This is a genomic window from Microbulbifer regidiadema (SeqCode) (assembly GCF_052467605.1).
In genome coordinates this window covers 93,580-117,107 of record NZ_CP174316.1, presented here as the reverse complement: position 1 = coordinate 117,107, position 23,528 = coordinate 93,580, and the positions used below count along the sequence as shown (strand labels likewise).

The 23,528-nt window shown below is 57.7% G+C and carries 28 protein-coding genes and 8 tRNA genes; 9 read left to right on the top strand and 27 right to left on the bottom strand.

Going from position 1 to position 23,528, the window contains the following annotated elements; genetic code table 11:
* Positions 1-119 precede the first annotated feature (119 nt).
* The 15 genes from ACJJIF_RS01250 to msrB form a co-directional block, all read right to left on the bottom strand.
* Positions 120-701 (bottom strand): hypothetical protein, encoded by a 582-nt coding sequence (locus tag ACJJIF_RS01250; protein WP_444930443.1) that lies wholly within the window; start codon positions 699-701, stop codon positions 120-122.
* Positions 702-745: 44 nt separating this feature from the next.
* Complete coding sequence (locus ACJJIF_RS01245; RefSeq protein WP_444930442.1) at positions 746-2,299, bottom strand: DcaP family trimeric outer membrane transporter; 1,554 nt, start codon at positions 2,297-2,299, stop codon at positions 746-748.
* A 197-nt stretch (positions 2,300-2,496) separates the two neighbouring features.
* Positions 2,497-3,327, bottom strand: coding sequence for an NADPH-dependent 7-cyano-7-deazaguanine reductase QueF (gene queF, locus ACJJIF_RS01240; RefSeq protein ID WP_444930441.1), 831 nt, complete (start codon positions 3,325-3,327; stop codon positions 2,497-2,499).
* Between the two features lie 7 nt (positions 3,328-3,334).
* Positions 3,335-4,108 carry an ABC transporter permease gene (locus ACJJIF_RS01235; RefSeq protein ID WP_444930440.1) on the bottom strand — a complete coding sequence of 258 codons (774 nt, stop codon included), beginning with the start codon at positions 4,106-4,108 and terminating at the stop codon, positions 3,335-3,337.
* Positions 4,105-5,040: an ABC transporter ATP-binding protein gene (locus ACJJIF_RS01230; protein WP_444930439.1), complete on the bottom strand. Its 936-nt coding sequence runs from the start codon at positions 5,038-5,040 to the stop codon at positions 4,105-4,107. Before ACJJIF_RS01230 ends, ACJJIF_RS01235 begins: the two co-directional genes overlap by 4 nt.
* 204 nt (positions 5,041-5,244) lie before the next feature.
* Positions 5,245-5,320, bottom strand: a tRNA-Gly gene (locus ACJJIF_RS01225).
* A 40-nt stretch (positions 5,321-5,360) separates the two neighbouring features.
* Positions 5,361-5,436: transfer RNA gene (locus ACJJIF_RS01220), tRNA-Glu, on the bottom strand.
* Between the two features lie 118 nt (positions 5,437-5,554).
* Positions 5,555-5,630: transfer RNA gene (locus ACJJIF_RS01215), tRNA-Gly, on the bottom strand.
* Positions 5,631-5,663: 33 nt separating this feature from the next.
* Positions 5,664-5,739, bottom strand: a tRNA-Glu gene (locus ACJJIF_RS01210).
* Between the two features lie 118 nt (positions 5,740-5,857).
* Positions 5,858-5,933 (bottom strand) — tRNA-Gly (locus tag ACJJIF_RS01205).
* Between the two features lie 33 nt (positions 5,934-5,966).
* Positions 5,967-6,042: transfer RNA gene (locus tag ACJJIF_RS01200), tRNA-Glu, on the bottom strand.
* A 120-nt stretch (positions 6,043-6,162) separates the two neighbouring features.
* Positions 6,163-6,238 (bottom strand) — tRNA-Gly (locus ACJJIF_RS01195).
* A 1-nt stretch (position 6,239) separates the two neighbouring features.
* Positions 6,240-6,315 (bottom strand) — tRNA-Glu (locus ACJJIF_RS01190).
* A 159-nt stretch (positions 6,316-6,474) separates the two neighbouring features.
* The gene (locus ACJJIF_RS01185) at positions 6,475-7,251 is read right to left on the bottom strand and encodes a DUF1499 domain-containing protein (protein WP_444930438.1); all 777 of its coding nucleotides are present in this window, start codon (positions 7,249-7,251) and stop codon (positions 6,475-6,477) included.
* Positions 7,248-7,664, bottom strand: coding sequence for a peptide-methionine (R)-S-oxide reductase MsrB (msrB, locus tag ACJJIF_RS01180; protein WP_444930437.1), 417 nt, complete (start codon positions 7,662-7,664; stop codon positions 7,248-7,250). Before msrB ends, ACJJIF_RS01185 begins: the two co-directional genes overlap by 4 nt.
* A gap of 186 nt (positions 7,665-7,850) precedes the next feature.
* Here msrB and ACJJIF_RS01175 point away from each other — a divergent pair, with 186 nt between their 5' ends.
* Together ACJJIF_RS01175 and ACJJIF_RS01170 are read left to right on the top strand one after the other, a co-directional pair.
* Positions 7,851-9,065: a pyridoxal phosphate-dependent aminotransferase gene (locus tag ACJJIF_RS01175; protein WP_444930436.1), complete on the top strand. Its 1,215-nt coding sequence runs from the start codon at positions 7,851-7,853 to the stop codon at positions 9,063-9,065.
* Positions 9,065-9,466: a hypothetical protein gene (locus tag ACJJIF_RS01170; RefSeq protein WP_444930435.1), complete on the top strand. Its 402-nt coding sequence runs from the start codon at positions 9,065-9,067 to the stop codon at positions 9,464-9,466. Before ACJJIF_RS01175 ends, ACJJIF_RS01170 begins: the two co-directional genes overlap by 1 nt.
* Positions 9,467-9,488: 22 nt before the next feature.
* Here the strand turns inward: ACJJIF_RS01170 and ACJJIF_RS01165 are convergent, their stop codons facing one another.
* From ACJJIF_RS01165 to ACJJIF_RS01145, 5 genes are read right to left on the bottom strand one after another with little or no spacing between them, the layout of a single operon-like run.
* Complete coding sequence (locus ACJJIF_RS01165; protein WP_444930434.1) at positions 9,489-10,430, bottom strand: class I SAM-dependent methyltransferase; 942 nt, start codon at positions 10,428-10,430, stop codon at positions 9,489-9,491.
* Positions 10,431-10,433: 3 nt separating this feature from the next.
* A complete protein-coding gene (locus ACJJIF_RS01160; RefSeq protein ID WP_444930433.1) occupies positions 10,434-11,585 on the bottom strand; it encodes an ATP-NAD kinase family protein in 1,152 nt (383 codons plus the stop codon).
* Complete coding sequence (locus tag ACJJIF_RS01155; protein ID WP_444930432.1) at positions 11,576-12,697, bottom strand: 4-phosphoerythronate dehydrogenase; 1,122 nt, start codon at positions 12,695-12,697, stop codon at positions 11,576-11,578. The genes ACJJIF_RS01160 and ACJJIF_RS01155 overlap by 10 nt, the downstream gene beginning before the upstream one ends.
* A complete protein-coding gene (locus ACJJIF_RS01150; RefSeq protein WP_444930431.1) occupies positions 12,694-13,587 on the bottom strand; it encodes a 5'-3' exonuclease in 894 nt (297 codons plus the stop codon). The genes ACJJIF_RS01155 and ACJJIF_RS01150 overlap by 4 nt, the downstream gene beginning before the upstream one ends.
* The gene (locus tag ACJJIF_RS01145; protein WP_444930430.1) at positions 13,584-14,168 is read right to left on the bottom strand and encodes an elongation factor P hydroxylase; all 585 of its coding nucleotides are present in this window, start codon (positions 14,166-14,168) and stop codon (positions 13,584-13,586) included. The genes ACJJIF_RS01150 and ACJJIF_RS01145 overlap by 4 nt, the downstream gene beginning before the upstream one ends.
* A gap of 290 nt (positions 14,169-14,458) precedes the next feature.
* On the opposite strand from ACJJIF_RS01145, the gene ACJJIF_RS01140 reads away from it, so the two are divergent.
* Positions 14,459-15,145 carry a hypothetical protein gene (locus ACJJIF_RS01140; RefSeq protein ID WP_444930429.1) on the top strand — a complete coding sequence of 229 codons (687 nt, stop codon included), beginning with the start codon at positions 14,459-14,461 and terminating at the stop codon, positions 15,143-15,145.
* 78 nt (positions 15,146-15,223) lie between these two features.
* Here the strand turns inward: ACJJIF_RS01140 and tusA are convergent, their stop codons facing one another.
* Positions 15,224-15,454 (bottom strand): sulfurtransferase TusA, encoded by a 231-nt coding sequence (gene tusA / locus ACJJIF_RS01135; RefSeq protein WP_444932299.1) that lies wholly within the window; start codon positions 15,452-15,454, stop codon positions 15,224-15,226.
* Between the two features lie 117 nt (positions 15,455-15,571).
* Here tusA and ACJJIF_RS01130 point away from each other — a divergent pair, with 117 nt between their 5' ends.
* Entirely contained in the window at positions 15,572-15,859 is a 288-nt protein-coding gene (locus ACJJIF_RS01130) for an antibiotic biosynthesis monooxygenase family protein (RefSeq protein ID WP_444930428.1), read from the top strand.
* On the opposite strand, the gene ACJJIF_RS01125 is transcribed toward ACJJIF_RS01130, so the two are convergent.
* From ACJJIF_RS01125 to ACJJIF_RS01110, 4 genes are all read right to left on the bottom strand, one after another.
* Complete coding sequence (locus ACJJIF_RS01125) at positions 15,837-16,472, bottom strand: alpha/beta family hydrolase (protein ID WP_444930427.1); 636 nt, start codon at positions 16,470-16,472, stop codon at positions 15,837-15,839. The genes ACJJIF_RS01130 and ACJJIF_RS01125 overlap by 23 nt on opposite strands.
* A complete protein-coding gene (locus ACJJIF_RS01120) occupies positions 16,465-16,689 on the bottom strand; it encodes a YheU family protein (protein WP_444930426.1) in 225 nt (74 codons plus the stop codon). Before ACJJIF_RS01120 ends, ACJJIF_RS01125 begins: the two co-directional genes overlap by 8 nt.
* A gap of 71 nt (positions 16,690-16,760) precedes the next feature.
* Entirely contained in the window at positions 16,761-17,573 is an 813-nt protein-coding gene (locus tag ACJJIF_RS01115) for a class I SAM-dependent methyltransferase (RefSeq protein WP_444930425.1), read from the bottom strand.
* A 16-nt stretch (positions 17,574-17,589) separates the two neighbouring features.
* Positions 17,590-17,895: an MTH1187 family thiamine-binding protein gene (locus ACJJIF_RS01110; RefSeq protein ID WP_444930424.1), complete on the bottom strand. Its 306-nt coding sequence runs from the start codon at positions 17,893-17,895 to the stop codon at positions 17,590-17,592.
* Positions 17,896-18,026: 131 nt separating this feature from the next.
* Between ACJJIF_RS01110 and ACJJIF_RS01105 the strand changes: the two genes are divergently transcribed.
* The 4 genes from ACJJIF_RS01105 (at position 18,027) to mnmC (ending at position 21,669) form a co-directional block, all read left to right on the top strand.
* Complete coding sequence (locus ACJJIF_RS01105) at positions 18,027-18,557, top strand: glycine cleavage system transcriptional repressor (RefSeq protein ID WP_444930423.1); 531 nt, start codon at positions 18,027-18,029, stop codon at positions 18,555-18,557.
* Between the two features lie 82 nt (positions 18,558-18,639).
* Complete coding sequence (trmL, locus tag ACJJIF_RS01100) at positions 18,640-19,113, top strand: tRNA (uridine(34)/cytosine(34)/5-carboxymethylaminomethyluridine(34)-2'-O)-methyltransferase TrmL (protein ID WP_444930422.1); 474 nt, start codon at positions 18,640-18,642, stop codon at positions 19,111-19,113.
* Positions 19,114-19,127: 14 nt separating this feature from the next.
* Positions 19,128-19,667, top strand: a complete 540-nt coding sequence (gene fldB, locus ACJJIF_RS01095; RefSeq protein ID WP_444930421.1) for a flavodoxin FldB — start codon at positions 19,128-19,130, stop codon at positions 19,665-19,667.
* A gap of 13 nt (positions 19,668-19,680) precedes the next feature.
* The gene (gene mnmC / locus ACJJIF_RS01090; RefSeq protein ID WP_444930420.1) at positions 19,681-21,669 is read left to right on the top strand and encodes a bifunctional tRNA (5-methylaminomethyl-2-thiouridine)(34)-methyltransferase MnmC2/FAD-dependent 5-carboxymethylaminomethyl-2-thiouridine(34) oxidoreductase MnmC1; all 1,989 of its coding nucleotides are present in this window, start codon (positions 19,681-19,683) and stop codon (positions 21,667-21,669) included.
* Here mnmC and ACJJIF_RS01085 read toward each other — a convergent pair.
* A complete protein-coding gene (locus ACJJIF_RS01085) occupies positions 21,662-22,294 on the bottom strand; it encodes a DUF502 domain-containing protein (protein WP_444930419.1) in 633 nt (210 codons plus the stop codon). The two genes, mnmC and ACJJIF_RS01085, sit on opposite strands and share 8 nt — an antisense overlap.
* A gap of 9 nt (positions 22,295-22,303) precedes the next feature.
* On the opposite strand from ACJJIF_RS01085, the gene ACJJIF_RS01080 reads away from it, so the two are divergent.
* Complete coding sequence (locus ACJJIF_RS01080; protein ID WP_444930418.1) at positions 22,304-23,089, top strand: glutaminyl-peptide cyclotransferase; 786 nt, start codon at positions 22,304-22,306, stop codon at positions 23,087-23,089.
* Here ACJJIF_RS01080 and ACJJIF_RS01075 read toward each other — a convergent pair whose 3' ends face one another.
* Entirely contained in the window at positions 23,090-23,518 is a 429-nt protein-coding gene (locus ACJJIF_RS01075; protein WP_444930417.1) for a hypothetical protein, read from the bottom strand. It lies immediately after the preceding gene.
* Between the last annotated feature and the right edge of the window lie 10 nt (positions 23,519-23,528).

The window sequence follows — 23,528 nt, the reverse complement described above, 5'->3', positions numbered from 1 at the left end:
AGCTGCAAATTCCATTGCGAAGCACTGGCGCGCACGAATACCCCGTCAATAACTTGTCTCAGCAGGGCCGTGAAATATCAAGTTTCTATTGTTTTAATAGCAGTAAAAACGGCACTCAATTATAAAACATCACTGCCGGACATGGTGTTAATCATAACCTCTACAAATTCGTGCAAGTCTTTTGCGCTGGGATGGCGCAGCTCGTTTCCGGAATATTTATATAAGAAAGTGTCCGACTGGGCAGACCAGTACACTTCATCACTGGGCACTGAGTACAAGCGTGTTTCCACTACTGCCACGGGGGTATTGCGATTATTGGGGTGGATGTGCTTCAACGCCAACAGCTGGGTAACCAGTAAAGTATTAAATCCCCTCTCTCTGAGTAACGGCATAATGTCACTCATCGAAGGAATGCCGTCGATAGAGCCCAGGCCGCCCCAGGAGTGGGCGTCGATACCGGACGCCTGCAATTGCGCGACCCATTCGTTTTCAACCCGCCCACCCAGCAGTGGTCTGGGCACCAGGGTGTAGGCGAGCACCAGGGTTTTGCCTAAATGCTGCCCACTGATATACGGCGATTGCCAAACTCGATTGACAACCGTGCTGGCGGCAGTCCAGCCCCACAAAAAAGAGATAACTGAAAGACAGAAAAACAAACGGGTCAGTCGAGAAAGCGAAGTTTTCGCTGGGAGGCCTTGCATCAATTCCTGCTCCTCTAATAAAACCAAACTTTAATCAGGAGAGATTAAAAGGTCATTCGTGTCGTCCACTGAGTGCGTATCAGCGATCCTCGATCGCCATTTTTGTCCTCTCTGGAGCCGTATAAAACTTCAATACCCGTCAACCAGCGCGGAAATGGTGCCCAAACCAAATTAATACTCCGATATTGGGTTTCTTTGTAAGCAATACCGGGCTGGAAATCCAAATTGTCCTGTCGCACCCTGCCGTAAGTGGCCACGCTGTATAAACAGGGGGTCCACCAATGCTGGTAGCCGACATACCAAGCCGAGGTCTTGAGGGCCTCCAATGAGTTGTCCGCAACATTGTAGGCAGCATCGGGCGGTGCATCGTTTAACAGGCCGCTGTAGCCCTCGCCAAAGGAGAAAGAATAGGTGAGCAGGTCCTTGGACAGCGCCCCCGGCATATCAAATGTGCCGCTCAGGTTGAGCCCCCAGCCGGTGGTGGATACCGCTGAGTCCGGATCACCACTCGCGCGCAAATCTCGCAGTAACAGGCCGGTCTGGAAGTGGTATTTTTCCGTTTCGGACACCAGGACAAAAACCGCATCAGGCCACTTGCCCACCTCGACAACATCTATCGTCTCCCCGTCCACTATCTCATCTTCAAAAATCTGCGAGTCCGGTGCCTCCAGGGCTACCTTGAACTGATATTGAGGCCCGTATTTTTTGTGCCAACGCACCATCGGGTGACGCAACCCGATAACGGAATTGGGCCCCTGGAAATCCAGGGTGTTGGGGATTGCCACCACGTCCGCAAAGGTGGACCAGTCCTGCCCTGCCAGCACACTGCCCCCCCACAGGAAATTACTGACCTGGCCGTAGGCCTTGCGCATACGCGGATTGGGGGTAGTGACACTGGCATCCTGTACAAAATCCATCGAGATCAGGGTGGTAAATTCACGCCCCTCCCAGGGCTGCCTGGTCTCAAATATCAAGCGCGATGTCTGCACGGTAAATTCAGTCTGCCCCTCATCCCCCTCGGCAGCGGTTTTGTCGAAGGCCACAATATCTGCGGGGATAAACTGAGCGGGGCTGATAATGGCATCGGTATCGTAATTAATATCCAGATTGGCATAGCCGCTGATCTTCGCCTTTATCGTCGTCCCCAGCAAAGGAATAGAACCGGGCCACTCCGTTGCCGCATTGGAGATCACATCTTCAATATCGCTTAGCTCACTGACTGCCGGATCGGCGACAGCTCTGGGGGGCGGTAGGGAATGGGGGGGGACCCCCTTGCGAATTTCGTCGATCTGCTGCTGTAAATTGTCGAGATCCTGTGCGGGGACAGGCGCATCAACCGGTTGCTCAGAGATTCTTCCGGAAGAGGCTGGCAGCGCCCGCTGCAACTGTTCAATTTGCCGGCGCAAAACATCGAGGTCTTGCTGCTGGCGTCGGATCTGGGCTTCCTGTTCCTTGAGCTGCTTCTGTTGGGCCTCTATCACCGGCATCAGCTTGTCAGATTCCACATAGACTTCGGCACTAGAGAGCTGGGAGAAAAAGAGCTGAGTTAAACCGATCACCACAGCAGGGATCACTGGTGATTGCGCATTAGTATCCATCTAACATCCTTAACGCTACATCCTGTAGGGTCAGCCAACCAAACCGTGTTGAGGCCCTAGGCGGTCCCTGCCAGCCCCGCAGGGCGGACTTGTGCAGAGACTCCCTAGAAAGCGTAGCTTAAGAGAGGGGGATACCAGCTCGGGAATAAAGGGAAACGCCACTAGCAGACCTCCAGTGGCGTTCTATTGAGAGAGTTTTACTGGCGCGCGAAGCGGGGCGGTAGGGGCTGTTCGATAAGGGTCGATCGCAGCGGGTTAATATCCAGGCCACCGCGCCGTGTATAGCGGGCACACACTGTCAATTCGGTAAACTCCGCGAGCTTTTGCAGGTCACAAAAAATTCGCTCCACACAGTGTTCGTGAAAGTCCTGATGCTCGCGGAAAGAAACGATATAAGCCAGCAGCGCCTCGCGCTTTAGTGCCGGGCCCTTGTACGCTATGACAACGGTAGCCCAGTCCGGCTGGCCAGTTACCGGACAATTGCTGCGCAGCAAGTGGCTGTAAAGTGTTTCGCTGACATCCTCCTCTGCCTTTTCGAGCGCTAGCAGTGCCGGGGCCGGCTGGTACTCACTCACCTCGATATCGAGATGGTCGAGACAATGCCCCTCCGGCTTTCCAATTGCCAGGGCTCCATCTTCCACATTCATCAAGGTGACGCCAACACTCGCGCCCACCGCCGCACCCAGGTCGCGGGCCAGGGTATCCTGCACAAGGCGCCAGGACTCAAACTTGCTCTGATTAAAAGAGTTTAAATACAACTTGAAAGACTTGGACTCCACCATACAGGGGCTCTCCGCAGGAAAGCTAAAGCGCACGACCGCGACCTGTGGCTTGCCCTTGGGATTGAGCCAGGAGAGTTCAAAACCCCACCATTCGTCCTCGCCAAAAAAAGGCAGTGCGCCGGCGGAGAGCCCCAGTTGCGCGCGGGATACCGAGCGCTGGATCGGGTGGAGTAACTCGGGGTTGTAAGTGGATTCATAGGTGGTTTCCTGCCCCAGGGGCAGGTTTTGCCAGTCTTCTCTAGTCATAAATTTCTCAGTGTCTGAGGCGCTTGCCGTGGCTCATCAGGTATAGCCCCCAAGATGCCAGAAGCGCAATAAATACCAGGACGCCGAAAAATGCCCCGGTAACATCAATATCGGAAACACCTAAAATGCCGTAGCGAAAGGAGTTCACCATATAAAGTATTGGGTTGAGTTTCGATAGTCCCTGCCAAAATGGCGACAGCAGCTCGATAGAGTAAAACACTCCGCCCAGATAAGTGAGGGGTGTTAATACAAACGTCGGAATAATGGAGATCGCATCAAAACTATTGGCAAAGATCGCATTGATAAAACCCGCCAGGGAAAATAGTGTCGCGGTCAGGAATACGATCGCTACGGTCACAAAAATATGCTCAACCGTAAGCGAGGTAAAAAACATCGCCACCAGAGTGACAATCAACCCCACCATCAATCCCCGCGATACGCCCCCGAGAACGTAGCCCGCCATAATCACCCAGTTGGGTGTCGGTGAAACCAGCAGCTCCTCAACGCTGCGCTGGAATTTCGCACTGTAAAAAGAGGAGACCACATTGGCATAGGAGTTGGTAATCACCGACATCATAATCAAGCCCGGCACCACGAACTCGATATAGGGGTAGCCGCCCATCTCCCCGATGCGCCGGCCGATCAGCGAGCCAAAAATTACAAAGTACAGCGACATAGTGATGACCGGCGGCACCAGGGTCTGGGGCCAGATACGCATAAAGCGGCGGATTTCCCGCCGGTAGATGGTGCTAAACGATATCCAGATTAATCTGCCCTTCACTCTTCAAGCCCCGACATTTTTTCTTCCGACAACATGGATAGGAACAGCTCTTCCAGGCGGTTGGCGCGGTTGCGCATGCTGGTCACTGTAACACCCTGGCGCTGTAGTGCAGCAAACAGCTCGGTGAGGGACTGCCCCTTTTCGATCGTCACTTCCAGAGAGTGGCTGTCCCGCAGGGTCCCCTCCCAAGCGGACAGGTCCGGGCACTCGGTGAGATATTCTGCACAGTCCAGGATAAAGGTTTCCCGGTTGAGGGTTTTCAGCAGAGATTTTATCGAAGTGTTCTCGACAATCGTGCCCTTGTCGATAATGGCAATATTGCGACAGAGACTCTCCGCCTCCTCCAGGTAGTGGGTGGTGAGAATAATCGTGGTGCCCTGCTGATTAATTTTTTCCAGAAAGCTCCACATTGAGCGGCGCAACTCAATGTCCACCCCGGCTGTGGGCTCATCCAGAATCAGCAATTTCGGCTCGTGAATCAGCGCGCGGGCAATCATCAGCCTGCGCTTCATACCGCCGGAAAGCATTCGCGCTTGAGTGGCGCGCTTGTCCCACAAGCCCAGCTGCTTTAAATACTTTTCTGTACGCTCTTCCGCCAGTTTGCGCGGTAAGCCATAAAACCCACCCTGGGTAACGACAATGTCGAACACTTTTTCAAACTGGCTAAAGTTAAACTCTTGCGGCACGACCCCTAGCAGGCGCTTGGCCGCAGCAAAATCCGCATCGACATCCTCACCAAAAATCGATACTGAGCCGCCGCTTTTGCGCACCAGGGAGCAGATAATACCGATGGTGGTAGATTTCCCCGCGCCATTGGGCCCCAGCAGCGCAAAGAAGTCGCCCGGCTGAACATCAAAGCTGATGCCCTTCAGGGCCTGAAAACTATTGTCATAGGTTTTTTGTAAGTTGTGGATCGATAGCGCAGCGCTCATATCGCACTCCTATTTTGGGGAGCGTTATTCAACGCGCTTGCCCGGGTAATTTCAAGCCGAGGGGGAACTGGGAGTTTCGCACACACGCCACTCGGCGGGGCACAGCGCCACTTGAGAAGCTCCCGAGTGGGAGTCACAGTGTAGACAGTAACAATGACTATACCGGAAAAACAAAAAGCCGCTCGATTGAGCGGCTTTTTATTTTGGAGCGGGAAACCGGGTTCGAACCGGCGACCTCAACCTTGGCAAGGTTGCGCTCTACCAACTGAGCTATTCCCGCTTTTTTTGATTGGCCCGCTAGCACTGCTAGCGGGCCGTATTGGCATCCCCAAGGGGAGTCGAACCCCTGTTACCGCCGTGAAAGGGCGGTGTCCTAGGCCTCTAGACGATGGGGACAGAAACTTGCACTTCGACCTTACAGGTCCGGTGCTGCCATGCTGTCCATGGCAATGCCACTGATTTCTCGGTGGCGATGTTGTGCGAGTTGACTAGAGATCATCTCATACAACAAAACTGGAGCGGGAAACCGGGTTCGAACCGGCGACCTCAACCTTGGCAAGGTTGCGCTCTACCAACTGAGCTATTCCCGCAATTGACCCGGCAGCATCGCTACCGGGTCGTATTGGCATCCCCAAGGGGAGTCGAACCCCTGTTACCGCCGTGAAAGGGCGGTGTCCTAGGCCTCTAGACGATGGGGACAGAAACTTGCACTTCGACCTTAAAGGTCCGGTGCTGCCATGCTGTCCATGGCAATGCCACTGATTTCTCGGTGGCGATGTTGTGCGAGTTGACTAGAGATCATCTCATACAACAAAACTGGAGCGGGAAACCGGGTTCGAACCGGCGACCTCAACCTTGGCAAGGTTGCGCTCTACCAACTGAGCTATTCCCGCAATTGACCCGGTAGCATCGCTACCGGGTCGTATTGGCATCCCCAAGGGGAGTCGAACCCCTGTTACCGCCGTGAAAGGGCGGTGTCCTAGGCCTCTAGACGATGGGGACAGAAACTTGCACTTCGACCTTACAGGTCCGGTGCTACCATGCTGTCCATGGCAATGCCACTGATTTCTCGGTGGCGTGCTCTCCGAGCTGACTAGAGATCATCTCGCAAAGCGGAAAACTTGGAGCGGGAAACCGGGTTCGAACCGGCGACCTCAACCTTGGCAAGGTTGCGCTCTACCAACTGAGCTATTCCCGCGTGGCATCCCCAAGGGGAGTCGAACCCCTGTTACCGCCGTGAAAGGGCGGTGTCCTAGGCCTCTAGACGATGGGGACCCAGAAACCTTCTGTCGTTTCGCTGTGTCTTAAAACGTTGCTCTGCGTCAGAAGTGGGGCGCATTCTATGGAGCGTGGCCGGACCTGTCAACACTCTTTTGGAATTTTTTTCTTTTATTGTCAGGCACTTACAAAACCCGGCCATTTGAGACAAGCATTTTAGTGTCGCCCCGTACCAATTTCTTCCAGCCCCCGCGCCTCTCTGTGCAGCGCCTCCAGGAAGCGGCGGATACGTTTGCCGTTGGCGCCCAGGTCACTCACCCCCACACGGGAGCTAGAGCGCACATCGACCCGGGAACCGCCCCCGCGCTCCGCACTGACCCGCACAACAATATCGTCACTAAAGCCGAGTAGCGGTGTTTTCGCCACCGCCTCCAGGTGGCCCTGCCCGGGCTTATAGGCAACCACCTGCCAGTCCAGGTCTTTGGCCACCTCAGCTGCGGCCTCGGTGGCGCGGGGCACCGAAAGGTGCAGATATAAGGGGGTAATATCCGCGTATACATCCGCTTCCCGCTGCAATCGCGCCACCCGCTCCCCGCCGTACTCGGCGCTGTTGTCACCTTTCTGGCGCAGCGCCAATACCGCCTGGTACTGGGGCGGGTTGCGGGTGTCGGTGGTGATATCGTGGATTTTCGGCACCGCAAAATTGCCCTTGCCCACAGTTACCAGGGGAATCGCCAGCGGTATTAACCCGAGCAGCGCCGCCCACAGCGCATTGCTGCGCACCAGCGGCTTGCGCTTGCTCGCCCCCCAGACAAAGACCAGCAGACTCAGCAACGCCAGTGCCAGTGCCGCGCCGCCGGCAAACACAAAGACTTTAAACACCACAGAAAAGTGCAGCAGCCCAAAACGCAGGGCAGCGGCGGCCAGCGCGAGCAGCGCCAACAAGACCCACTGCACCCGCAGCAGCCACTGACTCCCGTGGGACTCGCTCACTCAGCAGCCCCCTCCGCGCCCTCGCCCTCCGCTTCCAACTTCACCGACAGGGAGTTAACGCAGTAGCGCAGCCCCGTATTCGTGGGGCCGTCCTCAAAAACATGGCCGAGATGGGAGTCGCACTTATTGCAGCGAATCTCCACGCGCTGCATACCGTAGCTGTTATCGGGCAGCTCCCTCACCACACCGTCGCTATGCTCCGCGTCGAAACTGGGCCAGCCGCAGCCGCTCTCAAATTTTGCCCCCGAGTCGAACAGCGCCTCGCCACAGCAGCGACAGCGGTAGACGCCATCGTCAAAAACATCCCAATATTCGCCGCTAAACGGCGCCTCTGTCCCACCTTCACGGCAGACCTCAAACTCCTTGTCTGTAAGCTTGTTGCGCCAGTAGTTCTCATCCATCTGTTTTGACATACTCTAGTGTTCCCGTAATCGATAGGGGTTTCCGGTCAGGCATGGCCCAGTGACAATGCCCCTGTTGATCGGCCCCCAGTTTCCCGCAGGAGTGGTACCTACCACTGGTGGACATTACCCGGTTTGCGCGCACTGAACTCGCGGCCCTGGGCCGCTCCTGCTCTGCAATAGAGCGGTCAGGTCACCATGAAGGACATCAATAAATCAGAAAAACTGCACGGCGTCTGCTACGAGATTCGCGGCCCCGTGATGGAGCAAGCCCAGCGTATGGAGGAGGAGGGCCACCGCATCCTCAAGCTGAATATTGGCAACCCCGCCCCCTTCGGCTTTAACGCCCCCGATGAAATTATCCAGGATGTCATTCACAACCTGTCCCAGGCACAGGGCTACGTCGAGTCCAAAGGGCTATTCGCTGCGCGCAAGGCCATTATGCAAGAGTGTCAGACCCTGGGTATTCCGGGCGTTGATATTAACGACATTTACCTCGGCAATGGCGTCTCCGAACTGATTTCCATGAGCACCCAGGCCCTTCTCAACAATGGCGACGAAATGCTGTTGCCAATGCCCAACTACCCCCTGTGGATGGCCGCCACCAATCTCACCGGTGCCAAGCCGGTTCTCTACCGCTGCGATGAGGGGGCCGGTTGGCTGCCGGATATCGAGGATATCAAAGCCAAAATCACCCCCAAAACGCGCGGTATCGTGGTCATCAACCCCAATAATCCCACCGGCGCCGTCTACCCCCGGGAACTGCTTGAGGACATTATCGAAGTGGCGCGCAGCCACAACCTGGTTATCTTTGCCGATGAAATTTATAGCAAGATTCTCTACGACGATGCGGAATTTACCCCGATGGCCAAGCTGGCCCCGGACGTGCTCTGCCTGAGCTTTAACGGTCTGTCCAAATCCTATCGCCTGGCCGGCTTCCGCTCCGGCTGGATGGTGATCAGCGGTACCAAACACCGCGCCAAAGGCTTTGTCGAGGGGATGGAGATACTCGCCTCCATGCGTCTGTGCGGCAATGTGCCGGCCATGTTCGCGGTGCAAACCGCACTCGGCGGCTACCAGAGTATCAACGACCTGGTCCTGCCCGGCGGGCGCCTGCGCCAGCAGCGCGATATGGCCCACCGCATGCTCAATGACATCCCCGGTGTGAGCTGCGTCAAACCCCAGGGCTCTATCTACTTGTTTCCCAAGCTGCACCTGGATCATCATAAGGTCGAAAATGACGAGCAACTGGTGCTGGACTTCCTGCGCCAGGAAAAAATCCTGTTGGTACAGGGCAGTGCCTTCCACTGGGATGCACCGGACCATCTGCGCATTGTCTTCCTGCCCCGCGCCGACGACCTATCTCACGCAGTCGAACGCCTGGGATACTTTTTGGAGCAATATGCCCGCTGATGTTGGACGATTTACATATTCACGATTTTTACCGGGATGCCGGCAGGGTACTGCTGGCGATGTTTAACCAGTTCCCGGTACCGGCAACCGTCTATGTGGAGGATATTTCCGGCCCCGATTCACCGGATGAATACGGGCTGCACTCCCCCCGCCATTTAGCCTGCCTGGGCTCTATGAGCTGGCTTAAACAGAGCGGCTATATCAGCTTTTCCCAGCTGGTGCGCCAGGAGGCCATGGAGGAGGCGGTACTAACCCACAAGGGCTTTCTGCTCATGATTAACGCCGGTGCCGAATCCGGGCAGAGCAATGCCCAGCTGCTCAACAGCGCCGTGCGCGAGGGATCATCGGGCCAGTTGCAGGCACTGATGGAGCGCCTGATGCGGGAGTTTGCCGCGCTTTAATGCGCGGCTCTGGCCGGCGCCGCTAGCGGGATTGGCGGCGATATTTAACGTGCAGCATTTTCAGCGCCGCATCCGGGTCCCGATCGGGAAAATCCGGATTTTGTTGCAGCCGCGCGACCACTTCATAACCGCTGTCAGACCCGAGTATTAAATCGCGGAAGTGGGCTTCGCTGTGCCGGGGCGAGTTGATCACCATCAACAGGTCCGCCTCATCGGCGAGACAGGCGGGCAGCTGCCGCAACAGTTTTTCATAGTTCTGACTGACATCGAAGCGGCCTTTTTGTCGTGTCGGCGGATCGACAATGGCCAGATCGAAAGGGCCACGGCGATCGAAGCGCTTAAATTGACGCAGCGCATCAAATTGCAGGAACTGAACCCCCTTGAGTGACAACCCATTGATCTCGTGATTTTCCCGCCCGCGATTTAACACACCGCGATTGACGTCCACATTCACAATTTCAATATCGCCCGCCGCCCGCGCCACCGCAGAAAAGGCGCAGGTAAAGGCGAAAAGATTGAGCATCTTCGCGGATGTTCCATCGCCCCGGGCGCGCACCTGCTGCTCGAGCCAGGCCCTACCCGGCTCAATATCCAGGAAGAAGCCGACATTCTGCCGATCGAACGTGAGAGGGAACTGAAGATCCCCGCGCCGCGCCACCGGGGCGCTAACCGCCTCGCCGCAGTGCCACTGTAAGGGCGCCCCGGGGAGGTAGCGCCGCTGCGCCGCAACTCCCTGATAACCCCGAGCCTGGGCCATCTGCCAGAGTTTTTCACACAGCTCTATTTCGCCGTCGTACTCCTCAAAAAAGGTGACTAATAGAGCGGGAAAAAAACTGTCGACACAGACCTGTTCCAAGCCCGCATAACTGCGACCGCGACCGTGAAAAAAACGGCGGCTGTCACCAGTATTTTGCGCTAATTTATTTTCTACCTGCTCCAGCAGTAACTGCCAATCTGCACTCATCGTTTATTGAATATCCCCGTTACTCAGTGGATAGAGAATGGCATCGCGGTAGCCGGTCACCACTCGAATAAAACCACTCCAGTGTTTATCAAGCTCGGGATCGCCACTGTCGATCAACAGCGGACGCCCCTGTAATTCTGTAATTTTTGTTTTGGTCGCAACCGCGATTAAATGATCGCGCCCGACCTGCCGCAGCACACCGGCGGATAATTGTTGGTTGCCCCGGCCAATTAAATGCCCCTGGCCACCGATAGCCGTAAGAATAATTTTCACCGGCCCGCAGTGTTCGGCTATTGCCTGTTCAATTTGCGGCGCACTGACATCCACCTGCAACAACTGTCCATCCAGCAACAGGTCCACCCCCAACAGCGTTCCCGCGCAAGCCAGTTCGCTGAGAATTGCCAGGGTGGTAGAGCCGGGGCCGACGATATACAGGGTCTGCGGGTCCAGCTCTTCCGTAATCTCAGCGGCGATATCTGCAACCGCCAGCTCTTCCACTTCGCGACCGGCATTTTTTACCGCCTGCAAGAAATGGCCCTCCTGGGGCACCAGCAGCTCGCCGTAGTAGCGAGTGGTCACCCGCCCGCTGCGGAAAGACTCCTCGTTAATATCCCGCACTTCGCGCTCGGCGAGATCCACCAGCTGCCCCGCCATCAGGCGCCGCAACACCTCACCGCCGGCTTTAGGGGAAATCGCAAAGCAGGCGGAGTGCATTTTCACTCCGGCGGGAATACCCAGCACCGGGAAGTTGTCCCCCAGGGCGTTGACGATATTCCGCGCGGTGCCGTCACCGCCAATAAAGACGATCAGGTCGGCGCCGCTATCGCGGATAGCGACCGCCGCCCGTTCGGTGTCTTCCGGCGAGGAGGGCGAGCGCTCTGCCGCGCCCACTTCACGCACAGAGAAGCCGAGTTTAGCCGCGATAGCGGCGCCCATATCGCCGGCAAAACACAGGATTTCCAGCGCCTCGGCGTAGGGTTTTAACGCCTCGATGGCCAGTGCCGCGCGCTGGTTTGCCTGGGGTTCAATGCCCGCCGCCAGTGCTCGCTGCACGGTTTCGGCACCATCGCTGCCCTTGAGCCCCGCCGGGCCACCGATACCGGCCCAGGGGTTGATAATCAGTCCGAGTTTTTTTACCTGCTTACCTAACTGCACGCCAACCCCAGTACTGCCAAATGCTGTTTTTCAATCTCACTCAGAGCCTCTGCGGCGGCGCGGTAGTGATTAAACTCCAGGCGCTCGGGGTATTCCTTGCGCAGCAAATCAAAGGCCTTTTTCATCGGCACCTCGCTCGCTGCGGCCGCGCGCAGGCGGCGATCGTCCGCGCGGGGATCGTATATCTGCAACAGCAAATCCTCGGCCGAATCCGCCGCGATCTCTCTCGGGGTTTCAGTCGGCCGATATTCCGAGGACAGGGGGGCAATGCCCAGCTCCCGGCACAGGGCCTCGCGGATCATACGGGTACCGGCCAGCTTTCCATCCAGGCTGTAACCGGCGATATGCGGCGTACCCAGATCTACCTGTTCGAGTAACTCGGTATCGATATCCGGTTCGTTTTCCCACACATCCAACACCGTGGTAAAACGCTTATTGCGCTGGATTTCCGCCAACAGGGCGCGGTTGTCCACCACCCCACCCCGGCCGGCGCTGATCAGCACACTGCCGTCGCGCAGCTGCTGCAGCTGCTCTGCACCAATCATATGGAAACTGGGATAGGTACCCCCCTTAACCAGCGGCGCGTGCAGGCAGACGATATCCTGGCTCAGCACCTTTTCCAGAGTGCTCGCATCCGGGTTTTCCGGCAGCCAGGGATCGTAGACGGCGCAGGAAACCCCGAGGGCGTGCAGGCGCTGCTGCAACAGTCCACCGACATTGCCGCAACCCACTATGCCGAAGCTGCGCCCCTGCCAGTCGATATTCAGAGCCGCCAGGGTGCAAAACACATACTCCACCACGGAGTTGGCATTGCAGCCCGGTGCGGCGCTCCAAAAGATCTCATTGCGCTGCAACCACTGGGTGTCCAGGTGATCGGTCCCGATCGTGCAGCTGCCCACAAAGCGCACCCGGGTTCCCTCCAGCAGGCTTTGATCGACCTGGGTGACCGAACGCACCAGCAGGATATCCGCATCGATTAATTGTTCCCGGCTCAGGGTGCGGCCGTGGTAGCGCTCCAGCGTCCCCAGATCGCCGAAATACTCCTCCAGTGCGGGGATATTTTCATCGGCGACGATTTTTAATCCCGCACTCTGTACAGCGCTATCGCTCATGTCAGTTCTCCATCGGCACCGGCGAAGGTGCGTTCAATCTTTTTACTCAGGCCACCGATGCCAAACTCCTCAGCCAGGGCGCGGGCCAGATAGACATCTACCGGTTGCGGGCGCAGATCCGCCAGTTTCACATCCAGGGGCACCCGCTCCTCCAGGCTCGCCAGGCGCTTGGCGAGGCGCAGTTGGTCTGCATATTCCTCTATCCGCGCCACCAGCCCCTTGGCACCGCGAATGGGCAGTGTGACCAGGGTGTCCAGCTGTGTCAGTAGAGTCTCTATAGAATCGAATGTCTCCAGCAGACGCTCGGCCGTCTTAGGGCCAACCCCGGGGATACCGGGGATATCGTCGCTGGTGTCCCCCACCAGGGCCAGGTAGTCGGGTATCTGCTCCGGGCGCACCCCGAACTTTGCCTCCAGGGCACCGCTATCCAGGTGCCGATCGCCGGCGAAGTCCCACAGGGATACCGCGCCCCGGGCCAGCAGTTGCCCCAGATCCTTGTCCCGGCTCACCACCACCGGAGCCTGCCGGCGCAGCTTTCGGGTCAGGGTGGCCAATATGTCATCGGCTTCATAGCGCTCGCTGGAGAAACTGGCAATCCCCAGCACCTCGGCCATTTCCCGACACGCCGCCAGCTGAAAAGCCAGGGCCTCATCGGGCAGTGCACGGCTGCATTTATAGTCCGGGTAAATCTCATTGCGAAAACAGCTACCCAGTGATTCGTCGAAGGCGCAGGCAATATAACTGGGTTGCCGCGCCAACATATCCAGCAGGAAGTTGGTAAAACCGTAGACCGCCTCGGTGGCATAGCCACTGCGACTCTGCCAGTTGGGCGGCAGCGCAAAGTAGTATCGAAAGATATATACCGATGCGTCTATGAGGTAGCTTTTCACGAGAGATCCGCCAGGGGAAAATTGTCCCGGTTAAACGGATTGGGGCCACTGAACTCCCGGGCTAGGGCTTCGGCGAACGCACAGGCCCGGGGGTTGGGCCGGGTTTCACAATAGTCCAGAACCTGCTGCCAGATAGCCTGTTTAAACGAATCACTGGGGCCCAAACCACTCTCCAGATTATCGGCACTCACCCGGAACTTAAGACCGCAGGCGCGGGCAAAGATCCACTCCAGGGCCTGGGGTTTAACTTCCACCTGCTCAAACTCCGCCTGCTGCTCGGCGCTGCGGCCATCCGGGGCATACCAGTAGCCGTAATCCGGCAACCGCCGGCGGGCCTCTCCGGCCACGCACCAGTGCGCCACTTCGTGCAGGGCGCTGGCGGCATAGTCCAGGGTAAACTCCACCTGGTGATAGGCTTGGCCCTCTCCGCAAGGTCGGTAATAGGGCTCGCAAAAGCCCCCGCGAAGTCGGGTATTCAGCCCATTGGGGTCTGAAAAACAGTGATCGAAGACTCTGGCGATACGATCAGCCATGGGCTGTTTGGTGGAAACAGGAGCCATTTCTGCAATTGCGATAGGCAAGGCGTTCTCCGGGATACCTCAAAGGCGGGGACTATATCAACGCCGGCGCCCGGATCAAAGCAAAGGCGCCGAGGGGGGTAAAAGGCGCTAGTTGTATTTCCGCAAATCAACATATACCTTTAGGAACAGGGATGCCGCCGAGGGCATGTCCTTCAAGCGTCTCCCCGAGGAGGGAATTAAAGCAATCAAACCCCCTCCTGCCCCAGTCTTCCTTCAGAGGTAGGGCATTCGCTGTCGCACCTTCATCTGAGTGGAGACGGTATACAACCGGCCCTGCAAGGAGGTGCTCCATGACAGACCACAGTACCAATAATGTGGTTGACCTCTTCACCGGCGAGCCTATCGAAACTTCTGCTGACAGGCGCTTTATTCGCCTTTCGCCGGAGCTAGATGGCTTGGAAATGCTCTACTCCAACAACTCCAGCGGCACAGATCTGTATAGCCTGAAAATTTTATGCTGGGGTCTTAAAGCCAATGGCGAGGTCGTAGGCCTCGTTCCCTGGCTCAACACCATAGTGGCCTGTCCCGCTATCAAGGACCCTCTCGACGGGCGCTTTGAGGGCTACTATGACCCCGGCATCGAGGAAATCTTCCATCAACCCCCTATTCACAAGATCGTCGAGTTGGAGACTGCGGCCGAGTACTTTGAATACGAGAGTAATAAAGCTGAGGAAGTGCTCCAGGAAATTCCCGACACCATCGGTACCCACGCGGTGTTTATGGACAAACCACGTGAAAACCTGACGCTGATAGAGGTTATCAGCTGGCGGTTGCACGCCGACGGGGAGATTCACGGCATGCTTATTGACCACGATATCGTTGAAACCACCCCGGTGTTACCGGGAGACCACTGCCTGTACCCCGCACAGGAGAGCGAGGGATTCCGCTACTTTTTCCAACACCATATCGCCAACAAAATTAAATCCGAGGACCCCGAGGCCCTGGCCGCGATCGCAGCTCTGGTGACAGCACCCTGATCCACAGGGCCCGCCAGGCTTTTCATGCAAAAAACTCCCAGCCCCGCCAGCGGCGGGGGCTGGAGCGTTTATGACCCGCTATTCCGCTTTTTTAATCCAGTAGACGAACTCATCGTTTTCCTCTGCGTGCTGTACCAGTTCATAGCCCAGAAATTGACAGAACTTGGGTACATCCCGCTGAGTGGAGGGGTCGGTGGCAACCATTTTCAACACTTCACCCTCGGCGACTTTACGCACCGCTGAGTGCAGCATCATGACGGGTTCCGGGCACAAGAGGCCGCGGGCATCTAGGGTGTGATCTGACTTCATAAGCGCCATTGTGCGCAATTTTGCCGCTGCCGTCATCACTGGGTACAGCAGCGCTGCCCGGTAATTCACCGCCACCCGCACTAAAATCCTCTGAGACTAAGGCAATTTGAGCAGGCAATGATTTACGTGCTGATTGAGCGGGAAATCGCCGCAGAGATGCAGGGCAGCTATGAAGAGGCCGCCCGCAAGATTCTCACCCACGCCTACCGCACCGTGGGTTTTATCGAGGGGCAGACCTATATCGAGAAGGGCAACCCCCTGCGGCGCTTCACCCTCTCCAAGTGGCAATCGGAGCTGCACTGGCAACACTGGTATACCAGCGAGGAGCGCCGCGCACAGATGGCGCTCCTCAACCCGCTGATGATGCGGGAGGAGCGCATTACTATTCTGGAGACCGCAGCATAAACCGGGCGGCCAACTCCACTGCCGTTTGCCAGTGCTGAAGCTGGCTAAAGCCACTGGCGCGACGGGGCTTGAAGTCGTGATCGCCGTCCTCCAGCCACTCGATTCCGACCCTATCCGACAGGCCGTAGCCCTCCACTTCGGCCCGGTTGCCCAATGGGTCCCGGTCCCCCTGAATCACCAGGGTCGGGCAGCGTATATCCAGCAAGTGTGCAGTTCGCAGTTTTTCCGGCTTGCCCTGGGGGTGGAATGGATACCCCAGACATACGGCACCGGCAATCGCCTTCTGCCCCCAATATTCATCCGCCAATAGACTCGCCACTCGCCCGCCCATGGACTTACCACCGATAAACAGGGGTAGCCCGGGGCCGAACTGATCAATTTGCTCGCGGAACGACTCTTGCAGCTGGGGCATGGTATTGGGTGGGCGCTTACTGCCACCAGTGCGCCGCTGCGCCATATAGGGGAACTCAAAGCGCGCGACCTCGACGCCCCGCTCACACAACCCCTGCGCCAGAAACTGCATAAACTCACTGTCCATCGGCGCCCCGGCGCCGTGGGCAAACAGAAAGCGCGCGCGGGGTTTATCCGGGCGATCGATTAAACATTCAGACATCGGCCGGCAGGTCCTCAGCCAGGACCAAGTTGACGGTCTCTTCATCGGGCTCAAACCAGATCACCACCTGCCCGGATTGCAGCTGGCGGCGCAGGCTGGCGACCTTGTCCACCAGCTCCACCTCGCGCTCACCGTACTCGGTGCCCTCGCGGGTGGCGTATTCCTCCAGCAGGTTTTGCAGGGTCTCGGTATCCAGTTGTTCGAAGGGAATAATCATACAGCGAAAAATTCAGATAGGTCGGGAGCGGCAATCGCCACTCCCGATATATTACAGTCAATCGAAATCGATCAGGCGTTGGGCTTGCGGAAACGCAGGGTCATACGGTCGCTCTCACCGATGGCGAGGTACTTTTCGCGGTCCTCATCTCCCAGGCGCAGGACCGGCGGCAGAGTCCAAACCCCCTTGGGGTGCTTGGCGGTATCTTTGGGGTTGGCGTTGACTTCGCTGGCCTCTTCGAACTCAAAGCCGGCTTTTTTCGCCAGCTCGATCACGTGCTCCTGAGTCACATAGCCGCTGGACACCATATCCTCCAGGCTGGTACCTGGTTTGGCGCGATGCTCGACAATTCCTAGAACACCGCCGGGTTTCAGCGCGGCAAAAAAGCTGGCGAAAGCTTCATCGGCATAATCGCGATACATCCAGTTGTGTACGTTGCGGAAAGTTACTACGGCATCGGCACTGCCTGCCGGAGCAATCTCGCGACCGGTTTGCGGGGCAAACTCAGTCACAATCACATTTTTATAGGCCTTATCATTGGCAGCCAGCTTCGCTTTGAAGTTCTTCAGAGAGCGTTTGTAGTAGTCGGACTCACTATTCTCAGGGAAGTGCGCCGCGTACAGAGTGCCCTTTTCCTTCAGGTAGGGGCCCAGGATTTCGGTATACCAACCGCCGCCGGGGGTAATTTCCACCACCGTCATATCCGGCTCAATACCCATAAAGGTCAGGGTCTTCACCGGGTTGCGATACTGGTCCCGCGCAACGTAATTCTTGCTGCGGTGATCCCCTTTAATAACGGCAGAAAAATCGGCAGCCTGGGCAGTGCCGGCCAAAGCCAGGGCTCCGGCCAGAGCCAGCAGGGATTTCTTAAAATTGCTCGTCATAGTTCTTCCTGTGTTGTTATCGTTGGTCCAACTTGGTTTGCACACTATCGATCTTATCCTGTATGGATTGCTCGCGGTCGATACGGGTTCCCAGTTTCAGGCTGGAACTGATCCGCTCGGCGCCCATTTGATGTACCCGCTCGTGGCACTCTTTAACCGCCGCCATCACCTTATCCCAGTCCCCCTCGATATTGGTACCGTAGGCGTGCAGGCGATAGGAGAGTCCGGCGGCCTCCAGCACCCGCTCGCATTCGGCAACGTATTTACTGACGGAGACACCCACGCCGATAGGGATCACACACAAGTCCGCAATCACGTTCATCAACAGTTCCTCGTTAAAATACCGACAAGTAAGCTTCAAAATAACGCTTTTGAGATTGGCCGATAGAGTTATCCGACGAGATCCTATTACAATGTCAGCTCAACGTCTCTCGTGAAGCAAAGGAACTTTATATGCAACAGCACTTCGTTATCTCCATGATCTCTGATGATAAGCCCGGTGTCGTGGAAAAGCTTTCAGCAGTTATCGCAGATAACGGCGGCAACTGGGAAGACAGCCATATGGCCCACTTCGCCGGTAAGTTTGCCGGAATCCTGCGCGTAGTAGCGCCCGCAGATAAAAGCCAAGCACTGAAAGAGGCGCTACTGGCCCTGGCTGACGCCGGCTACAATCTGATGATCGAAGATGCCATCGCCGTATCCGCCAAACCCCAACAAACACTGACCCTAAAACTGGTGGGCAACGACCGCCCCGGTATAGTGCGCGAGATATCCCGCGCCCTCACCGCCCACCATATCAATATGGAGCAGCTGGAAACCTCCTACGGCAGCACCCCCTGGAGCGGTGAGCCCCTGTTCAACGCCGAGTGTACGATCAGCGTGGCCGAGGATATGGATCTGGATGGCCTGCGCGATGACCTCGATCAAATCGCCAATGAACTGGGGGTCGAAATCGATTGCGAGGAGATCGCCACCCCCATCTAATTGTGGAATAATCCGCAGCCGTACCGGGTCGGGCGCCACTGCCCGACCCGACTAGAAGTCTCTCCAGCGCAAACGCCACTCCATGTTCAAAATTGTTTTATACCAACCCGAAATAGCGCCAAATACCGGCAATATTATTCGACTTTGCGCCAATACTGGCGCCGAGCTGCACCTTATCGAACCCCTGGGTTTCGATATGGACGACAAGCGCCTGCGCCGCGCCGGCCTCGACTACAGCGAGTACAGCCGCGTGGTGCGCCACAGGGACTGGCAGTCCTTTATCGATAGCGAGCAGCCCGCCCGGGTACTGGCCCTCTCCACCAAGGGGAGCAAAAGCCATACCGAGATCGAGTATCAGGCGGACGACGCCATTGTGTTTGGCCCGGAGACCCGGGGACTGCCCGCAGAGTTCCTGCAAGCCGTCGGGGCCGATAACACCCTGCGTATTCCCATGCGTGCCGAGAGCCGCAGTATCAACCTGTCCAATGCCGCCGCCATCGTGATCTACGAGGCCTGGCGACAGCTGGATTTTAGTGGCGCCCTGTCGCAGCAGTAAGAAGTTCACCCGCTATGCAAAGTTCCCAAGCCCCCATAGGACTCTTTTACGGTTCCAGCACCTGCTATACCGAAATGGCTGCGGAAAAAATCCGCCAGTGTATCGGCCCCCAGTGGATTGATATCCACAATGTTGCGGAGGCCGATATTGGCCTCGCAGAAGACTACGACTTCTTGCTATTCGGTATTCCCACCTGGGACTACGGCGAGCTGCAAGAGGACTGGGAAAATATCTGGGACGATCTGGCCGCACTGGATCTACACGGCAAAAAGGTCGCACTGTTTGGCCTCGGGGACCAGGAGGGCTACCCCCAGTGGTTCCAGGATGCCCTGGGCTACCTGCACTCGCAGCTGCTGGCCTGCGGCGCCCGCGCTGTGGGCTACTGGCCCGCCGATGGCTATGAGTTTGAAGAGTCCAAAGGGCTGACCGACGATGGCAGCCAATTTGTCGGGCTGGCCCTGGATGAAGAGAGCGAATTCGACCTGAGTGAAGAGCGCATCCAGCGCTGGTGCGCCCAGGTAATGCGCGAGTTTGGCTTGCGGGATGAGGGCTGACGGAAGTCTTATTGTGAGCGAACCGGACAAGAAGTACGCAGAGATCGAATGGCGTGAAGATGGCCAGCCGCTGTCCCGCGCCTACGACGATATCTATTTCTCCTGCGCCTCCGGCCTGGAGGAGACCCGCTACGTTTTCCTACAGCAAAACGCCCTGGCGGAGCGCTGGCAGCAGCTCGCGGAAAACGATACATTTACCATCGCCGAAACGGGCTTCGGCACCGGCCTGAACTTCCTCGCCGCCGCCGAACTGTGGCAGAAAACGGCTCCCCAAAGTGCCCGCCTGCACTTTATCTCAGTAGAGAAATTTCCCCTGCGCCCCGACGACCTGCGCAGAGCACTGGATCTCTGGCCACAACTGGCAGAACTCGCACAAGCGCTGATCGATAACTACCCGCCCCTGCTGGCCAGCGGCATTCACCGGCTGCACTTTGGCCAGATCAGCCTGACCCTGATTATCGGGGAGGCCAGCGAGGCGCTGGAGAGCCTGCGCCTGCACAGGGACGGCGATCGGCAAGTCGATGCCTGGTTTCTGGACGGGTTTGCCCCGGCCAAAAACCCGGATATGTGGACGCCAGAGCTGTTTAACTGCATGGCCGCCCTCAGCCGTGCCAGCGCCACCTTCGCCACGTTTACCTGTGCCGGACTGGTTAAGCGCGGGCTCCGCGATGCCGGCTTTTCCCTGCACAAGGTTCCCGGCTTCGGGCGCAAGCGCGAGATGCTGTGCGGCACTCTAGAGAGCCCGCAGGTAAATGAGGTGCGGGAAACTCCGTGGCACCTGCCCCAGCAAGAGAGCCCCCTCCCTAAAACTGTCGCTATTGTCGGCGCCGGTATTGCCAGCGCCACCACGGCCCGGGCACTGGCAGAGCGCGGCGTTAAAGTACAGGTATTTGAGCGGGGAGAGGAACCCGGCTCCGGTGGCTCCGGGAATGAGCAGGGAATCCTCTACGCCAAACTTTCGCCCAAGCCCGGCCCCAATGGGGACTTCAATCTCCACGCCCTGATGTTTGCCCAGCGCTACTACCGCAACCGCTGCGCCAAAGTGAGCCACTTCAGCGGCCTGCTGCAATTGGCACAAACTGAACGGGAGCAGCTGTTGCAGAGCCAGGTCGCCGCCACACTGGCAGAGAGCGACGGGCAGCAACTGGCAGAGCCCGTCGATGCGCGGACCGCCAGCTCCCTGGCGGGTATCGATCTAACTGTGGGCGGCCTGCACTTCCCCCGCGCCGGGTGGATTGAGCCCCGCAAAGTCTGCGCCACTTTATTGCAGCACCCCAATATCACCTTGCACAGGCACTGCTCCGTGCTGGAGTTGCAGCGCAATGCCGCAAACTGGCGGGTACACACCGCTGGGGAGGCGTTTACGGTCGATGCCGTTGTCCTCTGTGGCGCCAATGATATTCGCCAGTTTGCACCGGCGGCGACCCTCCCCTTGAGGCCGATTCGCGGCCAGGTGTCCCGAGCTAGCGCCACTGAGAACTCCTCGCGCTTGCAAATGGCACTGTGCGGTGAGGGCTATATCACTCCCGCCCACCGGGGCCGTCAGAGTTTTGGTGCCACCTTTAAACTCAAAGAGACTGCAACAGAACTGCGGGATAGCGAGCACAATGAGAACCTACAGACCCTGGCGGGGCTGCTGCCGGAAGTAGCGGCAGAGTTTTCACAGCAGGCCCTCGCCGGTCGCGCCGCCCTGCGCGCCGCAACCCCCGACTACCTGCCCCTGGCCGGTCCCATACCCCACTGGGACTCTATCGGCACCACCTACGTCGCCCTGCGCAAGAACCGCAAGCAGTACATTGCCGCACGGGCCGACTATCAGGCGGGACTCTATGTGATGGGAGGTCTGGGCTCCCGGGGCTTTACCTACGCGCCACTGACCGCCGAGGTGCTGGCATCCTGGATGCTTAACGAACCCCTGCCGGTCAGCGCTACCCTCGCCAAAGCCCTGCACCCAGCGCGCTTTGCCATTCGCGATCTGGGGCGAAACCGGGATATCAGCTAGGGGGCGTTTCAGGCTCCCCCTTTGCTGACAGCAGGCTGGCACTGCCGGAACCACAGGCGACGATCGTCTTCATCGCCGCCTCAACACTCACCCCGGGCAGTATTTCCACACACTCCGCCGGCACGTGAAAAACAAACCCGGAGGTGGGTACCGGCGCTGTGGGCACATAGACGGTCATATCCCCGTTGGGGTGCTGAGAGGTGACAATCGCCGTCACCGTCAGGGGGTTGTCGGCACCGTGGATGCGGACCTTGGCCACCGGTCCCGCCAGCACTCCCTCACCACCACCGCCAATAAATTGGATCACCACGTCTTTAATCGTGCTGTAACCCGGTGCCAGACGCCCCAGCCAGTGGTCCACATGGCGGTGCAGCCAGCTGCCCACACTGGTTTTCACCAGCAAACCGATGGCGAAACAGCCCCCGAGAATCAGGGCTATCACCACGAGCCGGGCGAGGGTATCCTTGAACTCCGTATGCGCTTCCAGCCAAATGACAGCGGGAGCAACGAGGTCGCTGACCTGACCGAACAGCCACTGGAATAGCAGAACAAAGATAGCGATAGGCAGTACCACCGCTAGGCCACCTAACAGCGTCAATGTGATAAATGTTTTAATTCTGGTCATAGGTTATTGATGAATCGACTTCTCTTGAACAACTGGATACGGCTATTGCTTGTCGCCCTGCTGGCGCACAGTGCAGCCGCAGAGACACCACTCCAAACAACGCCTTTTTCCATCCTGGAGGAGCGCCAGCGCAATGGGAATCATTTCACCCAGGGGCTTTTCTACGACGGTCAGCGCTGGTGGGAAAGCAGTGGGCTCTACCGCCGCTCCTGGCTCGCGGAGTATACCGACCCCGGTGCCAACCCGGTAAGACGCAAGTGGCTGGCCAGGAATCGCTTCGCCGAGGGGCTCACCGTTCTCGACAATAAGCTCTACTTGCTCACCTACAAAGCGGGAGAAGTTCATGTCTACCAGGCGGACAATCTCCAACACCTGAAGGTTATGCACTATCGGGGCGAAGGCTGGGGCCTCACCAGTAACGGTGAGCAGCTCATTATGAGCAATGGCAGCGGCGAACTGGTTTTCCGCAACCCCGAGACGTTCGAGGCAGTGCGGTATCTCAAAGTTCAAGGCGGCGGCGAGACCTGGTCCAACCTCAATGAATTGGAGTTCGCCGAGGGGCTAATTTGGGCCAATATCTGGCAGGACAAGCGGGTTATCGCCATAGACCCGGAAACTGGCCAAGTGCGCGGTCTTATTGACCTCAGCGCCCTCAACCCCAGCGGCAGAGACCACCCGGATACGGTGGCCAACGGTATCGCCTGGGACAGAGCCAGGAACGGGCTCTGGGTCACCGGCAAATACTGGCAGCAGCTCTACCTTATCCGCCCCGAGGGATTGGGTTTCGCGCCATAACTAATGCCGGTGGGTCACCGTCAGTACACCGCCATCGCGAATATACTCCATTGCAGATAACTGCAATTGCAGGCGGTAACCGTGCCCCCGGCTCTGCAGGCTCACGCCCTCCAGACCCGCTTCGCCGTCGTACAGAATGGTGGATTCCCCGTGTTCATTTTCCCACTGGACATACTCCACTTCCCGCATCCCCGGCAATTCCAGAGTCACAACCGTCAACGCCTCCGGCAGCGGCTGCAACTCGACCTGGGCGACCCCAGAAGCCGTAGCCAGGGAAAATGCCAGCTGGTTTTCCGGCGCGGTCTGCCAGCCCAGATGGGTATCAGCCACTACAGACTGAACCAGTTTGTGCGGTGGGGTGGCCATACACCCCAGAAGCCCTGTGGGAACCGTCAACGACAACACAGTTGACAAAATCAATGTGCGCATAGCCCTATCC

Coding starts and splice junctions, on each gene's coding strand:
- ACJJIF_RS01250 (WP_444930443.1), bottom strand. CDS start 701: ATGCAAGGCCTCCCAGCGAAAACTTCGCTTTCTCGACTGACCCGTTTG.
- ACJJIF_RS01245 (WP_444930442.1), bottom strand. CDS start 2,299: ATGGATACTAATGCGCAATCACCAGTGATCCCTGCTGTGGTGATCGGT.
- queF (WP_444930441.1), bottom strand. CDS start 3,327: ATGACTAGAGAAGACTGGCAAAACCTGCCCCTGGGGCAGGAAACCACC.
- ACJJIF_RS01230 (WP_444930439.1), bottom strand. CDS start 5,040: ATGAGCGCTGCGCTATCGATCCACAACTTACAAAAAACCTATGACAAT.
- msrB (WP_444930437.1), bottom strand. CDS start 7,664: ATGTCAAAACAGATGGATGAGAACTACTGGCGCAACAAGCTTACAGAC.
- ACJJIF_RS01175 (WP_444930436.1), top strand. CDS start 7,851: ATGAAGGACATCAATAAATCAGAAAAACTGCACGGCGTCTGCTACGAG.
- ACJJIF_RS01170 (WP_444930435.1), top strand. CDS start 9,065: ATGTTGGACGATTTACATATTCACGATTTTTACCGGGATGCCGGCAGG.
- ACJJIF_RS01165 (WP_444930434.1), bottom strand. CDS start 10,430: ATGAGTGCAGATTGGCAGTTACTGCTGGAGCAGGTAGAAAATAAATTA.
- ACJJIF_RS01155 (WP_444930432.1), bottom strand. CDS start 12,697: ATGAGCGATAGCGCTGTACAGAGTGCGGGATTAAAAATCGTCGCCGAT.
- ACJJIF_RS01140 (WP_444930429.1), top strand. CDS start 14,459: ATGACAGACCACAGTACCAATAATGTGGTTGACCTCTTCACCGGCGAG.
- tusA (WP_444932299.1), bottom strand. CDS start 15,454: ATGAAGTCAGATCACACCCTAGATGCCCGCGGCCTCTTGTGCCCGGAA.
- ACJJIF_RS01130 (WP_444930428.1), top strand. CDS start 15,572: ATGATTTACGTGCTGATTGAGCGGGAAATCGCCGCAGAGATGCAGGGC.
- ACJJIF_RS01125 (WP_444930427.1), bottom strand. CDS start 16,472: ATGTCTGAATGTTTAATCGATCGCCCGGATAAACCCCGCGCGCGCTTT.
- ACJJIF_RS01120 (WP_444930426.1), bottom strand. CDS start 16,689: ATGATTATTCCCTTCGAACAACTGGATACCGAGACCCTGCAAAACCTG.
- ACJJIF_RS01115 (WP_444930425.1), bottom strand. CDS start 17,573: ATGACGAGCAATTTTAAGAAATCCCTGCTGGCTCTGGCCGGAGCCCTG.
- ACJJIF_RS01110 (WP_444930424.1), bottom strand. CDS start 17,895: ATGAACGTGATTGCGGACTTGTGTGTGATCCCTATCGGCGTGGGTGTC.
- ACJJIF_RS01105 (WP_444930423.1), top strand. CDS start 18,027: ATGCAACAGCACTTCGTTATCTCCATGATCTCTGATGATAAGCCCGGT.
- trmL (WP_444930422.1), top strand. CDS start 18,640: ATGTTCAAAATTGTTTTATACCAACCCGAAATAGCGCCAAATACCGGC.
- fldB (WP_444930421.1), top strand. CDS start 19,128: ATGCAAAGTTCCCAAGCCCCCATAGGACTCTTTTACGGTTCCAGCACC.
- ACJJIF_RS01085 (WP_444930419.1), bottom strand. CDS start 22,294: ATGACCAGAATTAAAACATTTATCACATTGACGCTGTTAGGTGGCCTA.
- ACJJIF_RS01080 (WP_444930418.1), top strand. CDS start 22,304: ATGAATCGACTTCTCTTGAACAACTGGATACGGCTATTGCTTGTCGCC.
- ACJJIF_RS01075 (WP_444930417.1), bottom strand. CDS start 23,518: ATGCGCACATTGATTTTGTCAACTGTGTTGTCGTTGACGGTTCCCACA.